Genomic DNA, 14494 nt, shown 5'->3' with positions numbered 1-14494 from the left:
GCCGGGGTCCGGGCCGGGCCCGGGGCCAGCGCAAACGCCAGGCCGGGGCCGATGCCGACGCCGGGGCCGGGGTCCGGGCCGGGGCCGGGGTCCGGGCCAGCGCTAACGCCGGACCCGGGGTCCGGGCCGGGCCGAATCGGGGTCGGGGTCCGGGCCGGGGCCGGGGCCGGGACCGGGACCGGCGTCCAGGCCGGGGTCGGGGTCCGGGCCGGGGCCAAGCCGGGGCCGAGGCCGGGGTCCGGGCCGGGGCTGGCATCCGGGCCGGGGCCAACACCGGGGCCGGGGCCGGGGCCAGCGCCAACGCCGGGCCGGGGCCAACGCCGGCGCCGGGGCCAGGGTCCGGGCCGGGGCCAACGCCGGGACCGGGTCCAGCGCACGGCCAGGTCCGGATGACGGCGTACGGGGGCCGCGCACCGCGTCCGCTCCGCCCGGCGGGTACGCCGTGTCCGGGCCGCTCTCGTCCCGGCCGTGGTCCGCCACCGGAATGCCCGGCGACACACCCGTATGGCGTCGCTCGGGTGGAGCGGCGCGGAGGGCGGGCGGACATTCGCCTCACGGCGGGCGCGGCCGTTCCGGCGCGCCCGCCCGCCGGAACGCCATCGGGGCGCCGGTACGCCGCTATGACGGGGAGCACGCACCGATGCCGACCACCGCCCTCACCCCCGAGGCACTCGACGCCCAAGCCGCCCGCCTCCATGACACGGACGCCTGGCAGCAGATCGTCACCGGCTGGGACCTGACCGCAGCCGCCCCCTCCCCTGCGCAGGCCGCGCCCGCCCCCGCCCAGGCCGCGCCGCACCCCGTCGCCGACTGGCGCGCCCTGCTCTCCGTGCCGGTGGACCGGCTGATCGCCGACACGGTCCGCGCGCTGCCTCCCGCCGCACCGCGCGAGCGTCCGCTCCCCGGGCGCATCGGTGCGATCCTGCCCGACCGGCTCCACGCGTGGCGGCGCGTCGGACGGCCCGATGTGCGGCCGTCCGTCCATCTCGCCCATGCCCGGCGAATCCTGACCGAGTGGGGCTGGCAGAACACCCCGTACCGGCTCCGCAACATCCGGGGCGCTCGCTGCGTCTGCGGCGCCATGCTCACCGCGCACCGCTTGGGCTACGGCTCGGCGGAGACGGTCGACCGGGCCGGGGCCTGGCTGATCGCGGAGCTCCGCTCCCAGGGCTGGATCGGGTTGATCGGCCCCTGGAACCGCTACCCGGGGCGCACCGCCGAGGACGCCCTCGCGCTGGTCGACGCCGCCATCAGCCGCGCGGCCCGCGCCGGCCAGTAGCGCCTCGGGCTCAGAAGGGCTCGTCCAGCCCCTCCGTGTCCTCCCCCTCTTCTTCCAGCGCCCGGCGCACCACGCGCAGGGCCATGCCCTCGCCGTACCCCTTGCGGGCGAGCATGCCCGCGAGGCGGCGCAGGCGTTTGTCGCGGTCCAGTCCCCGGGTGGACCGGAGCTTGCGGGCGACGAGCTCCCGTGCGGTCTCCTCCTCCTGTTCGGAGTCGAGCTGCCCGACGGCTTCGTCGATCACGGCACCGTCCACCCCCTTGTTGCGCAGCTCACGGACCAGCGCCCGCCGGGCGAGCCCGCGGCCGTGGTGCCGGGACTCCACCCAGGCGTCGGCGAACGCGGCGTCATCGATCAGTCCGACGTCCTGGAAACGGGACAGCACCTCTTCGGCCGCCTCGTCCGGGATCTCCCGCTTGCGGAGGGCGTCGGCGAGCTGCTTGCGGGTGCGCGGTGTGCCGGTGAGAAGGCGCAGACAGATGTTGCGGGCCTGCTCGACCGGATCGCGCGGTTCCCCCGCCTCGGCCCTCGACGAGGAGGGGGAACCGCTGTCACTGGACCGGGAGCGGCGTCCCGCTCCCTCACCGGGTCCGTAGGCCGCGCCGGGGTCGGCGGCGCCGGCCGGCCACTCAGTACGACGCGTCACGGATCAGCTCTTGGCCGCGGCCGCCTTGGCCGGCTTGGTCTTGCCGGCCGCCGTCGCCGGCTTCGCCGCAGCCTCGGCGGGAGCCGCCGTGTCCGTGTCCGTCCCGGCCTCGGCGGCGTCCTCGGGCCGGACGCCGACGCCCAGCTTCACCAGGATCTTCTTCTCGATCTCGTTGGCGAGGTCGGGGTTGTCCTTGAGGAAGTTGCGCGCGTTCTCCTTGCCCTGGCCGAGCTGGTCGCCCTCGTACGTGTACCAGGCGCCGGCCTTGCGGACGAAGCCGTGCTCCACGCCCATGTCGATCAGGCCACCCTCGCGGCTGATGCCCTGGCCGTAGAGGATGTCGAACTCGGCCTGCTTGAAGGGCGGCGCGACCTTGTTCTTGACGATCTTCACGCGGGTGCGGTTGCCGACCGCGTCGGTGCCGTCCTTGAGCGTCTCGATCCGGCGGATGTCGAGGCGCACCGAGGCGTAGAACTTGAGCGCCCGGCCACCGGTGGTGGTCTCCGGCGAGCCGAACATCACACCGATCTTCTCGCGGAGCTGGTTGATGAAGATCGCGGTGGTCTTGGACTGGTTGAGCGCACTGGTGATCTTCCGGAGCGCCTGGCTCATCAGGCGGGCCTGGAGACCCACGTGCGAGTCGCCCATCTCGCCCTCGATCTCCGCGCGCGGCACCAGGGCCGCCACGGAGTCGATGACGATGAGGCCGAGGGCGCCCGAGCGGACCAGCATGTCCACGATCTCGAGGGCCTGCTCACCGTTGTCCGGCTGGGACAGGATGAGGCTGTCGATGTCGACGCCGAGCTTCTTCGCGTACTCCGGGTCGAGGGCGTGCTCCGCGTCGATGAAGGCCACCGAGCCGCCGAGCTTCTGCGCGTTCGCCACGGCGTGCAGCGTCAGCGTCGTCTTACCGGAGGACTCCGGTCCGTACACCTCCACCACACGGCCGCGCGGCAGACCGCCGACGCCGAGAGCGACGTCGAGCGCGGTGGACCCGGTGGGAATCACCTCGATGGGCTCGTTCGGCCGCTCGCCGAGGCGCATCACCGCGCCCTTGCCGAATTGCCGTTCAATCTGTGCGAGTGCGGCGTCCAGCGCCTTCTCGCGGTCGGTTCCTGCCATGGGTTCCACCCGATTTGCTTGAGTCGATCGCTTCACGTCAACGACGCTAACCCCTGCCACTGACAATGGGCCTCGACGTCCTCCCGGCCTGTGGAAAACTCCGCGGTCGGGCCCGGGAAAACCCGGCCGGAATCCCATGAGAATGGATGTTCGATTTTAGTGTCAAGCTCACCACGCCGCCCCTCCGCGGCCGGGCCGGGAAGGGGATCCGGTCAGCGGCTGGACCCGTCCGGCTCCGGGCGGTACTCCACGTAACCCGGGCAGCGGCGCCGGCCCGGGTCGCCGTCGGGACGGGCAGGGCGGGTCCGGCGGAACGAGCGCTTCAGGTACCGCTCGGCCCGGAAGGCCCCTCCGGGCGGCGCGGCTCCTCCCCCTCGCCTTCCCGGCCGTCCTCACCCGAGAACGCGGTGCGCATCCGCCTCAGGCGCGTCCACAAGGGCTCGCCCCGCACCCCGGGGCGGCTGCCGTGGACGCGCGGGTCGTCCGTGACGTCGTAGCGCTTCACGTACGCGCCCAGGAACGCCTGGAGCGTGGCCACGGCCGGGATGGCGATCAGCGCGCCGACGGCCCCCATGAGCGCCGTACCCGCGATGACCGAGCCGAACGCGACAGCGGGGTGGATGTCCACCGTCTTCGCGGTCAGCTTGGGCTGGAGCATGTAGTTCTCGAACTGCTGGTACACCACGACGAAGCCCAGAACCCACAGTGCGTACCAGGGATCGACGGTGAAGGCGATCAGCATGGGCAGGGCGCCCGCGAGGTAGGTGCCGATCGTGGGGATGAACTGGGAGACGAGCCCGACCCAGACCGCGAGCGCCGGCGCGTAGGGCACTCCGAGGGCGGCCAGCAGGATGTAGTGCGCGATGCCGGAGATGAGCGCCATCAGGCCGCGCGAGTAGAGGTAGCCACCGGTCTTGTCGACGGCGATCTCCCAGGCCCGGAGCACCTCCGCCTGGCGGGCGGGGGGCAGCACGGAGCACAGCCCGCGGCGCAGGCGGGGGCCGTCCGCCGCGAAGTAGAAGGAGAACAGGAAGATCGTCAGCAGGCGGAAGAGGCCGCCGAGGACGGTCGCCGAGACGTCGAGCACGCCGGTCGCGCTGTTCTGGACGTACTTCTGCAGCCAGTCGGAGTGCAGCAGGCTGTCCTGGACCTCGACGCGGGAGAGCTCCGTGTGGAAGGTCTGGTTGACCCAGTTGATCACCGAGTCGAGGTACTTCGGGAAGTCCTCCACCATGTCGACGATCTGGCCGGCGAGCATCGAGCCGAGCAGGACGACGAAGCCGGCCCCGGCGATCAGCACGACGAGGAAGACCAGGAAGGTGGCGAAGCCCCGGCGCATGCCCCGGGCGGACATCCGGCTCACGGCGGGTTCGATGGCGAGCGCCAGGAAGAAGGCGATCAGCACATTGATCAGCAGGCCGATGAGCTGGTCGAACGCCCAGCTGCCGAGCCGGAAGCAGGCGTACAGGGCAAGGGCGAGGACCATGGCACGCGGCAGCCAGGCGGGCATGCGGGCGGGCCCGCCGCCCGACGGCGGGGCCGGCGGTGCGGCCGGTGGTACGGGCGGCGTGCACGGCGGCTGGATCTGAGCGGTCTCGTCTGTGGGTGCCACGAAGCAAGTCTCGCCTATGTGGGTGACAATGCCTCGCACACCCCGGAAGGTGGCCTTCCCTTCCCCGCCGTCAGCGTCTGTCGGCGGGGATGTCCATCGCGGCGCAGACCCCGCGCCAGACGTCCTTGGCCTCCCAGCCGGCCGCCAGCGCCTCGTGGACCGTACGTCCACCCAGCTCGGTCATCACATGGTCGCGTGCGAAGGAGTCCGCGTAGGCCGCGCCGAAGTGGTCCGCCATCCGTTCCCAGAAAATCGTCAACCGCATGCCTTCAGTATCCCGCTCCTGAGAGTGCAGCCGGGCCGCATCCGCCCTGCTCGGGGACCCGAAGCCCTACGGTCGGTCCATGGCTGCAACTGGAACAAGTCCCCTCGACCGGGCCGAGCAGTTCATCTGGCTCACGGCCCGTGTCCTCGAACAGCGGCGGTTCGCCCATCAATATCTGCAGGGAGGCGCGGACGCGGTGGAGACGGCCCTCACCGCCTATGCCAATGAGGACGGCGGTTACGGGCACGCGCTCGAACCCGACCTGCGGGGCCCCGTCAGTCAGCCCCTGCACACCGCCCACGCGCTCAGCGTCCTCGACTCCATCGGCCGGTGCGGCGGTCCGCGGGTGGAGCGGATCTGCCGGTATCTGACGGATGTCTCCACCAAGGAGGGCGCCCTGCCCGCGCTGCTGCCCTCCCAGCGCGACTATCCGGCGGCCCCCTTCATCCCGATCGTGGACGACCCGCCGGCCGAGCTGCTGGCCACCGGCCCCGTCGTCGGGCTGCTGCACCGCAATGAGGTGTGGCATGCCTGGCTCTTCCGGGCCACCGACTTCTGCTGGTCGGCCGTGGACGCCCTGGCGGTGTCGCATCCGTACGAGATCGAGGCGGCGGTGGCCTTTCTCGACGGGGTGCCGGACCGGCCCCGGGCGGAGGCCGCCGCCGAACGGCTGGGGCGGCTGGTACGCGACCAGCGGCTCGCCGTGCTCGATCCGGACCGGCGCGCGGAGTACCCGGTGGCTCCCGGGTACGCGCCGCAGGAGCAGCACTTCCCGTACGACTACGCCCGTACGCCCGCGTCGCTCGCCCGGCGGTGGTTCTCCGACACCGAGATGGAGCGCTCGCTCGACCATCTCGCCGCCGCGCAGGAGGCGGACGGCGGCTGGCCGGTCACCTGGCGGCAGTGGGCACCCGGGACGGCGCTGGAGGGACGCCCCCTGGTGACCCTCAGGGCGCTGGAAACTCTGAGGGCGCACGGGCGCGTCCTGGCTTGACGGGCGGCACGGCGGGAAGGGCGCCGGTAAGGGGCACCCGCCAGGAGGCATGCCCCTTACATTCCGGGCCGGACGGCGGTCAGCCCAGCGCGCGCACTCCCGCGGTGACGGCCACCGCGGCGCCCACGACCACCAGAAAGGGGGCGCGCAGCACGAGGGCGAGCGCCGCGGCCGCGAGCCCCGCGCCCCTGGCGTCCAGGGCGAGGTGCTGTCCGTCGCCGAAGGTCTGCTGAGCGGTGAGCGCGGCCAGCAGGGCCACCGGCAGGAGGGCGGCCAGCCGCTGCACCAGCGGGCGTTCCAGCGCGCCGGCGGGCACCAGGAGGCCGAGGAGTTTGGCCAGGTAGCAGCCGACGAAGGTCAGCGCGATGGCGATCCAGACGTTCATCGGCCGTCCTCCGCCCGGGTCACGCCGGCCTCCTCGGCCTCGGCCCCGCCCCCGCCGTGTCCCTTGGCCCGCCCCATCAGGAACAGGACGACGGGTGCGGCCAGCGCGGACAGCAGCACGGGCACGCCGGCCGGCAGCACCGGCAGGAGGCCCAGGACGAGCAGGACGGCGAGCGCCGCCGTCACGCGCTCCGTCGTGGACTTCAGCATGGGGGCGAGCAGCGCCAGGAAGACCGCCGGGCTGGCCGCGTCGAGCCCCCAGGCGTCCGTGTCGCCGAGTGCCTCGGCGCCCAGCGCGCCCACCAGGGTGGTCAGGTTCCACAGCGCGTAGAGGGTGAGCCCGGTGACGGTGAAGCCGATCCGCGCGGCCCGCCGGGTGGGCTGGGGCAGCGTCACGGCGGTGGTCTCGTCGATCACCCACTGGGCGGCGAGCGGGCGCAGGGCGCGCGGCAGGGCGAGGAGCTGGGAGAGCCGCAGGCCGTAGAAGGCGTTGCGCACGCCGAGGAAGAAGGCACCGGCAGCCGCGGTGTACGGATTGCCGCCGGCGGCGAGCGCGCCGACCAGGGCGAACTGGGAGGCGCCGGTGAACACGAGCAGGCTGAGCGCGCACGTCTGGAGCAGGCTCAGGCCGGAGCCCGCGGAGGTGACGCCGAAGGCGAAGCCGGAGAGACCGACGGCTATGCCGACGCCGAGTGCGTCGCGTACGACGGCCGAGTCCGGCTTGGTCCCGGCGGCGAGCGTGCTGCCACCGGGAGGTTCGGCGGTCGCGCGAAGGGGTGCTGTCTGTTCTGCCACGTCCAGCACGCTACCGGGGCCGTTCCGGACCGGTCTTGTACGTTCTTGCACGTTCGCGCTGGTAGGCGCCGGGGGTCACTCCGACGATCCGGGTGAAGTGACGGTTGAGATGCGGCTGGTCGGTGAACCCGACTTCCGTCGCCGCGACCGAGGGGGCCGTGCCCGCGTCGAGCATCCGGCGCGCACGCCGCACCCGGGCGTCGGTGAGCCAGGTGTGCGGGGGCATGCCGTACTGCTTCTTGAACGCGCGCAGCAGAGCGAAGGGGCTCGTGCCGAGTTCGGCGGCCAGCGTCTCCAGGGTCGGCGGTTCGGCCATCCGGGATTCCAGGAGGGCCCGGGCGCGCGCCGCGTCGCGGGCGCCGGCGGCGCGGGGAGCCGAGACGGGGAACACGGTGCCGTGCCGGGTGAGCAGACGGGTGACGACGACCCGCAGCACGCTGTCGGCGGCCAGGGCGTTGCCCTCCTCGGCCGCCCGGTGGACCTCGGCTATCAGCCGGGCGGCGTACGGATCGGCCACTGCGGTCTCGGCGAAGCCGACGGTGCCGCGCAGGCGCGTCGTATCTGCGGCGATGTCGTTGATCACCTGCGCGGACGGGTAGAGCGTGTCGTACACCCAGCCCTCGGGGACACCCGCGCGGGCGGTGTGCGGAACCTCCGGGTTGATCATGACGACGGTCCCGGGCCCGGCGTGCAGGGTCCCGGCAGGCATACCGATGTCCTCGACGCCGTGGCTCACCGTGGCGACGACGTAGCCCTCGTGGCTGTGGCGCGGGAAGGTGTGCCGGATGTAGCGGGCCCGCAGCAGGTCGAGGTCGGGCAGCTCCGCGTAGCTCCAGTGCCGCGCCCACTCCTCCGGTTGCTGTGACCCCGCCATGGTGCGATTGTTCCAGCTCGCGGGCGGTCCGGCCGTCGCCCCCGCCCGGCGGTTGTCGGGGCCGTTGTCAGTGGCGGGGTGCACGATGGGGGACATGACCGGCTCCGCACTCGATTCCTTCTCCCCCGCGACCCGCAGCTGGTTCACGGGGGCCTTCAGCGCGCCGACCGCCGCTCAGGAAGGCGCCTGGCGGGCGATCGGCGAGGGGTCGGACGTGCTGGTCGTCGCGCCGACCGGCTCGGGCAAGACGCTGGCCGCCTTCCTCGCCGCACTGGACCGGCTGGCGGCCGTCCCCCCGCCGGCGGAGGCGAAGAAGCGCTGCCGCGTGCTGTACGTGTCGCCGCTCAAGGCGCTCGCGGTCGACGTGGAGCGCAATCTGCGCTCGCCGTTGACCGGCATCCGCCAGGAGTCGGTGCGCCAGGGGCTGCCCGAGCCCGAGGTCAGGGTGGGCATCCGATCGGGCGACACTCCGGCCGCCGAGCGCCGCTCGATGGCCACCCGCCCGCCGGACATCCTGATCACGACGCCCGAGTCGCTGTTCCTGATGCTGACCTCCTCGGCCCGGGAGGCCCTGTCCGGCATCGAGACGGTGATCCTGGACGAGGTGCACGCGGTCGCGGGCACCAAGCGCGGTGCCCATCTCGCCGTGTCGCTGGAGCGCCTGGACGAGCTGCTGCCCCGGCCGGCCCGGCGCATCGGCCTGTCGGCCACCGTCCGCCCGGTCGACGAGGTGGCGCGCTTCCTGTCGCCCCGGCGCAAGGTGGAGATCGTCCAGCCGCCGTCCAGCAAGCAGTTCGACCTCTCGGTGGTGGTGCCCGTCGAGGACCTGGGCGAGCTGGGCGGTTCCCCCGCCACCGACGACACCTCGGGGCAGGCCGAGAAGCCGTCGATCTGGCCCCATGTGGAGGAGCGGATCGCCGATCTCGTCCAGGCGCACCGCTCCACCATCGTCTTCGCCAACTCCCGCCGCCTCGCGGAGCGCCTGTGCAACCGGCTCAACGAGATCGCGTACGAGAGGGCCACCGGCGAAACCATGCCCGAGGCCCACTCCCCCGCCGAGATCATGGCGGAGTCCGGGGCGGCCAAGGGCGCTCCCGCCCTGCTCGCCCGGGCCCACCACGGATCGGTCTCCAAGGAGCAGCGCGCCCAGGTCGAGGAGGACCTGAAGGCGGGCAGGCTGCCCGCCGTGGTCGCCACCTCCAGCCTGGAGCTGGGCATCGACATGGGGGCGGTCGACCTGGTGATCCAGGTCGAGTCCCCGCCCTCGGTCGCCTCCGGGCTGCAACGGGTCGGCCGCGCCGGCCACCAGGTGGGCGCGGTCTCCACCGGCGTCGTCTTCCCGAAGTACCGCGGCGACCTGGTGCAGGCGGCCGTGGTCACCGAGCGGATGCGGACGGGCTCGATCGAGGCGCTGCGCGTCCCGGCCAATCCGCTGGACGTGCTGGCCCAGCAGCTGGTGGCGATGGTCGCGCTGGACAGCTGGCAGGTGGACGACCTGCTCGCGGTGGTCCGCCGGGCCGCCCCCTTCGCCTCGCTGCCCGAGTCGGCGTTCACGGCCGTCCTCGACATGCTCGCGGGCCGCTATCCGTCCGACGCCTTCGCGGAGCTGCGGCCCCGCGTCGTCTGGGACCGCGTCGCCGGTACGGTCACGGGCCGTCCCGGTGCGCAGCGCCTGGCCGTCACCTCGGGCGGGACCATCCCCGACCGGGGCCTCTTCGGGGTGTTCCTCGCCGGTGCCGACCCCAAGAAGGGCGGCGGCCGGGTCGGTGAGCTGGACGAGGAAATGGTCTACGAGTCCCGGGTCGGCGACGTCTTCACGCTGGGCACGACCTCCTGGCGGATCGAGGACATCACCCGGGACCGCGTCCTCGTCTCCCCCGCGCCCGGTGTCCCCGGGCGGCTGCCGTTCTGGAAGGGCGACCAGCTGGGCCGTCCGCTGGAGCTGGGCCGCGCCCTGGGGGCTTTCCTGCGCGAGCTCGGCGGGCTCTCCCCCGAGGATGCCCGGCACCGTCTGCTCTCCGCCGGCCTGGACACCTGGGCCGTCGACAACGTCCTGGCCTATCTGGACGAGCAGCGCCGGGCCTGCGGTCATGTTCCGGACGACCGGACGATCCTGGTCGAGCGGTTCCGGGACGAGCTGGGCGACTGGCGGGTCGTCGTGCACTCCCCGTTCGGTGCGCAGGTGCACGCCCCGTGGGCGCTGGCGCTGAGTGCCCGCCTCGCCGAGCGGTACGGGATGGACGCGCAGGTCATGCACGCCGACGACGGCATCGTGCTGCGGCTGCCCGATGCCGACATGATGGGCCTGGACCTCCTGGACTTCGATCCGGCGCAGGACCCTGCCCAGGAGTCCGGCCCAGGTGCCTCCGCGCCGCTCGCCCCGGCCAACACCGCCTTCGACAGCGACCAGCCCCCGGTCGGCGCTGCCGATGTGGCCTTCGACAAGGGCGAGATCGAACAGATCGTCACCGACCAGGTCGGCAGCTCCGCCCTGTTCGCCTCGCGGTTCCGCGAGTGCGCCGCCAGGGCGCTGCTGCTTCCCCGTCGCAGCCCCGGCAAACGCACCCCGCTCTGGCAGCAGCGCCAGCGGGCCGCGCAGCTCCTCCAGGTCGCCTCGGAGTTCGGCTCCTTCCCCATCGTCCTCGAAGCGGTCCGCGAATGTCTCCAGGACGTCTTCGACGTCCCGGGGCTCACGGAGGTGATGGGCGACCTGGAGGCCCGGCGCATCCGCCTGGTCGAGGTCACCACCCAGGAGCCCTCCCCGTTCGCCCGCTCCCTCCTCTTCGGATACGTCGCCCAGTTCCTCTACGAGGGCGACTCGCCGCTCGCCGAACGGCGCGCCGCCGCGCTCTCCCTCGACTCCCGGCTCCTCGCCGAGCTGCTGGGCAGGGCGGAGCTGCGCGAACTGCTCGACGCCGATGTGCTGACCGAGCTGGAGCGGGAGCTCCAGTGGCTCGCGGACGACCGCCGCGTCAAGGACGCCGAGGGGGTCGCGGACCTGCTGCGGGTGCTCGGTCCGCTCACCGACGAGGAGCTGGCCGAGCGCGGGGCCGAGTCCGCCTGGGCGAAGGAGCTGGAGTCCACCCGCCGCGCCATCCGCGTCCGGATCGCGGGGGCGGCCCACTGGGCGGCGATCGAGGACGCGGGCCGGCTGCGCGACGCCCTGGGCACAGCGCTCCCGGTCGGCGTCCCCGAGGCGTTCACCGAGCCGGTGCAGGACCCCCTCGGCGACCTCCTCGCCCGGTACGCCCGTACGCACGGCCCGTTCACCTCCACCGCGGCGGCGGCCCGGTTCGGCCTCGGCACAGCCGTCACCGACGGGGCGCTGCAACGGCTCGCGGCGTCGGGCCGCATCGTCCAGGGCGAGTTCCACCCCGCCGGCATCGGCCAGGAGTGGTGCGACACCACGGTGCTGCGGCGGCTGCGGCGCCGTTCGCTGGCCGCCCTCCGCCATGAGCTGGAGCCGGTCCCGCCCGCCGCCCTGGCCGGGTTCCTGCCGCAGTGGCAGCATCTCGGCGGGAAGGACCTCCGCGGCATCGACGGACTGGCCCGCGCCGTCGAGCAGCTGCAGGGGGCGCCGGTCCCCGCCTCCGCACTGGAACGGCTCGTCCTGCCCGGCCGCGTCACCGGTTACACCCCCGCGCTCCTGGACGAGCTGACCACCACCGGCGAGGTCGTCTGGGCCGGCGCGGGCGCCCTCCCCGGCAAGGACGGCTGGATCTCCCTCTACCTCGCCGACAGCGCGCCCCTGCTCCTTCCCCCGCCGCGCCCCTTGGAGCTCAGCGCACTGCACGAGGCCGTGCTGACCGCCCTCGGCGGCGGTTACGGCCTGTTCTTCCGGCAGATCGCCGACCAGGTCCGCGCCACCACCCACCCCGACTGCACCGACCCGCAGCTGGCGGACGCCCTGTGGGACCTCGCCTGGTCCGGCCGGCTGACCAACGACACCCTCGCGCCGCTGCGCTCCCTCCTGGGCTCGGGCCGCACGGCCGGCTCGACCGCGCACCGCGCCCGGCGAAACGTGCCGCGCGGCCGTTACGGGACCCTCACCGCTGCCGCCCGCCCGGCTTCACGCACCGGGCCGCCCACGGTCTCGGGCCGCTGGTCCCTGCTCCCGGCCATCGAGCCCGAGCCCACGCACCGGGCCCACGCCCTGGCGCGCACGCTGCTCGACCGCCACGGGGTGGTGACCCGGGGCGCGGTGCAGGCCGAGGGCGTCGAGGGCGGCTTCTCGGCGGCGTACCGGGTGCTGTCGGCCTTCGAGGACAACGGCCAGGCCCGACGGGGGTACGTGGTGGAAGGGCTGGGGGCCGCCCAGTTCGCGATGGACGGGGCGGTCGACCGGCTCCGCGCGGTCTCCACGGCCCGGGACCGCACGGAACCGGGCGCGGACCCCCGCGCCCTGGTCCTCGCGGCGGCCGACCCGGCCAACGCGTACGGCGCCGCTCTCCCGTGGCCCGAGCCGCCGGACGGGGCCGGGCACAAGCCGGGCCGCAAGGCGGGCTCGCTGGTGGTGCTGGTGGACGGTGAGCTGACGCTGTACATGGAGCGCGGCGGCAAGACGCTGCTGGCCTGGCCGACCGATCCGGACGATCCCGCGCTCCGGGCGGCGGCCGGCGCGCTGGCCGCCGCCGCCCGCGCGGGTGCCCTCGGGACGGTGACCGTCGAGCGCACCAACGGCGCCTCGTCCCTCACCTCGCCCCTGGGACGCACTCTGGAGGCGGCCGGTTTCCTCGCCACGCCGAGGGGCCTGCGCCTGCGCGCGACGTGACCAGGCCCCCGTGAAGGGGACCGGGGCGCCGAGACCCCGGCAAAGCATCATGGAGGCATGCCCGAAGGAGACACCGTCCTGCAGACCGCCGCGCGGCTGCACCACGCGCTGGCCGGACAGGTCCTCACCACGTCCGACCTCCGCGTCCCCCGGTTCGCCACCGCCGACCTCACGGGCCGGGCCGTCCTCGACGTCACCGCCCGGGGCAAGCACCTGCTCACCCGGATCGAGGGTGGTCTCACGCTGCACAGCCACCTGCGGATGGACGGCGCCTGGCGGATCTACGCCCCGGGCGAGCGCTGGCGCGGCGGCCCGGCGCACCAGATCCGCGCCGTCCTGGGCAACGCGGCCCACACCGCCGTCGGCTACCGCCTCCCCGTCCTGGAGCTCATGCGCACCCAGGACGAGGAGCAGGCGGTCGGCCACCTCGGCCCCGATCTGCTCGGGCCGGACTGGGACGCCGACACCGCGTTGCGGAATCTCCTGAGCGACCCCGCCCGCCCACTCGGCGAGGCCCTGCTCGACCAGCGCAACCTGGCAGGCATCGGGAACATCTACAAGGCCGAGCTCTGCTTCCTGGCCCGCGCCACACCCTGGCTCCCCATCGGCGAGCTGCCCGCCCGGACGGCCCCCCTGCTGGTCAGCACGGCTCACCAGCTGCTCGATGCCAACCGCGACCGCCCGAACCGCGTCACGACGGCCGGGGGCCGTTCGCGTACCGTCGCGAGCGCCGCCACCCGCGCACGCAGGCCGAGCGAAAACCTCTGGGTCTACGGCCGGACGCATCGCCCGTGCCTGCGCTGCGGAACACCCATCCGCGCGGCCGAGCAGGACGACCGCCCCGCCTACTGGTGCCCCGGCTGCCAGACCGGCCCGGGGCCCGCCTGACCTACGGCCGCCGCCCGGACCCGGACCGGCCCGGCCCCGCCTGACCTACGGCCGCCGCCCGAGCGGGCAGCCTCACCCACCCGCCGCGCCAGAGCGCGCCGCCCAAGCCCCCTACCTGACCATCCACCGCCGCCACGCCCCCACCCTCCGCCGGGTCCACGCCGTGCCGCGCCGCAGCAGGCCTGTACCCGCGTCGAAGATGCCGAGCGGCCTGGCCGTCGCGGCCACGTGCACGGGCAGGAGGCTGAGGCCCCATCCGCCCGCCGCCACCGCTCCCTCGACCACTCCCGCGTGCGCCGGGGCCAGTATCAGCCGCAGCACGGCCCACCACCACGCGCCGCAGAGAACGAGCGCCGGCACCCATCGCCGTACCATGGCTGCCTCCTCCGGCTTGATCCAAACGAAGGACCCTAGTCGCGCCCGTTCCGCCGGGCGAGAGCGCACCGTTGCACCCCCGGCGCGCACGGGGCGGTCGCACCACCCCGCCGCGCGCCGGCCCCTCTCAGCGCGGAGCCCCCACCGCGCGGGTGGGGGCTCGTCGCGGACCGAGGGGTCAGTCCTTGTCGTCGTTCAGGGAGTCCTTGACTCCGTCCGCCCGGTCACGGGCGCCGTCCATGGCGTCCTTGGCCTTGCCCTTGGCCTGGTCCGCCTTGCCCTCGCTCTCCTTGCGACGGTCGCCGGTCATCTTGCCCATGGCTTCCTTCGCCTTGCCGGTGACCTTGTCCTTCGCGCCTTCGTTCCTCATGCTCGTACCTCCGTCGAAGAAATCTGGTGGGTGAGGGCCGTCGCTCAGGCGCTCTCGGCCTGGAACATCCAGGCGTGATGTCCCGGACTACCCTCTGAGCTGGGCGACTACCCCGGATG

13 protein-coding genes are annotated in these 14494 nt (G+C 73.8%); 4 read left to right on the top strand and 9 right to left on the bottom strand.

All coding sequences use genetic code 11. From position 1 onward, the window contains the following. Positions 1 to 640: 640 nt before the first annotated feature. Entirely contained in the window at positions 641 to 1279 is a 639-nt protein-coding gene (locus FKN01_RS07325; RefSeq protein WP_143617643.1) for a hypothetical protein, read from the top strand. Positions 1280 to 1289: 10 nt separating this feature from the next. On the opposite strand, the gene recX is transcribed toward FKN01_RS07325, so the two are convergent. From recX to FKN01_RS07305, 4 genes are all read right to left on the bottom strand, one after another. Continuing rightward, positions 1290 to 1925, bottom strand: a complete 636-nt coding sequence (gene recX / locus FKN01_RS07320) for a recombination regulator RecX (protein WP_143617641.1) — start codon at positions 1923 to 1925, stop codon at positions 1290 to 1292. Between the two features lie 3 nt (positions 1926 to 1928). Further along, positions 1929 to 3047, bottom strand: coding sequence for a recombinase RecA (gene recA / locus FKN01_RS07315; protein ID WP_143617639.1), 1119 nt, complete (start codon positions 3045 to 3047; stop codon positions 1929 to 1931). 322 nt (positions 3048 to 3369) lie between these two features. Continuing rightward, complete coding sequence (locus tag FKN01_RS07310; protein WP_143617992.1) at positions 3370 to 4557, bottom strand: AI-2E family transporter; 1188 nt, start codon at positions 4555 to 4557, stop codon at positions 3370 to 3372. A gap of 172 nt (positions 4558 to 4729) precedes the next feature. Continuing rightward, positions 4730 to 4924, bottom strand: a complete 195-nt coding sequence (locus FKN01_RS07305) for a DUF3046 domain-containing protein (RefSeq protein WP_143617637.1) — start codon at positions 4922 to 4924, stop codon at positions 4730 to 4732. A 79-nt stretch (positions 4925 to 5003) separates the two neighbouring features. Here FKN01_RS07305 and FKN01_RS07300 point away from each other — a divergent pair, with 79 nt between their 5' ends. Beyond that, positions 5004 to 5918, top strand: a complete 915-nt coding sequence (locus tag FKN01_RS07300) for a hypothetical protein (protein ID WP_143617635.1) — start codon at positions 5004 to 5006, stop codon at positions 5916 to 5918. Between the two features lie 79 nt (positions 5919 to 5997). On the opposite strand, the gene FKN01_RS07295 is transcribed toward FKN01_RS07300, so the two are convergent. The 3 genes from FKN01_RS07295 to FKN01_RS07285 are packed head-to-tail and all read right to left on the bottom strand — an operon-like array spanning position 5998 to position 7971. Further along, entirely contained in the window at positions 5998 to 6303 is a 306-nt protein-coding gene (locus FKN01_RS07295) for an AzlD domain-containing protein (protein WP_143617633.1), read from the bottom strand. Beyond that, positions 6300 to 7097, bottom strand: a complete 798-nt coding sequence (locus FKN01_RS07290) for an AzlC family ABC transporter permease (RefSeq protein WP_143617631.1) — start codon at positions 7095 to 7097, stop codon at positions 6300 to 6302. Before FKN01_RS07290 ends, FKN01_RS07295 begins: the two co-directional genes overlap by 4 nt. Before the next feature lie 10 nt (positions 7098 to 7107). Continuing rightward, the gene (locus tag FKN01_RS07285) at positions 7108 to 7971 is read right to left on the bottom strand and encodes an AraC family transcriptional regulator (protein ID WP_143617990.1); all 864 of its coding nucleotides are present in this window, start codon (positions 7969 to 7971) and stop codon (positions 7108 to 7110) included. A 94-nt stretch (positions 7972 to 8065) separates the two neighbouring features. On the opposite strand from FKN01_RS07285, the gene FKN01_RS07280 reads away from it, so the two are divergent. Next, complete coding sequence (locus FKN01_RS07280) at positions 8066 to 12742, top strand: DEAD/DEAH box helicase (RefSeq protein ID WP_143617629.1); 4677 nt, start codon at positions 8066 to 8068, stop codon at positions 12740 to 12742. Between the two features lie 57 nt (positions 12743 to 12799). Further along, positions 12800 to 13630, top strand: a complete 831-nt coding sequence (locus tag FKN01_RS07275; RefSeq protein ID WP_143617627.1) for a DNA-formamidopyrimidine glycosylase family protein — start codon at positions 12800 to 12802, stop codon at positions 13628 to 13630. A gap of 111 nt (positions 13631 to 13741) precedes the next feature. On the opposite strand, the gene FKN01_RS07270 is transcribed toward FKN01_RS07275, so the two are convergent. Continuing rightward, on the bottom strand, positions 13742 to 14005 hold the full coding sequence (locus FKN01_RS07270; protein ID WP_143617623.1) for a hypothetical protein: 264 nt from the start codon (positions 14003 to 14005) through the stop codon (positions 13742 to 13744). Positions 14006 to 14183: 178 nt separating this feature from the next. Then, positions 14184 to 14375: a CsbD family protein gene (locus FKN01_RS07265; RefSeq protein WP_143617621.1), complete on the bottom strand. Its 192-nt coding sequence runs from the start codon at positions 14373 to 14375 to the stop codon at positions 14184 to 14186. Positions 14376 to 14494: the final 119 nt, after the last annotated feature.

This window comes from Streptomyces sp. 130 (assembly GCF_007096885.1).
In the GTDB taxonomy this organism is placed as follows: Bacteria; Actinomycetota; Actinomycetes; order Streptomycetales; family Streptomycetaceae; genus Streptomyces.
Note: the sequence above shows the minus strand (reverse complement) of the source record. Positions and strands in the feature narration are given on the sequence as shown.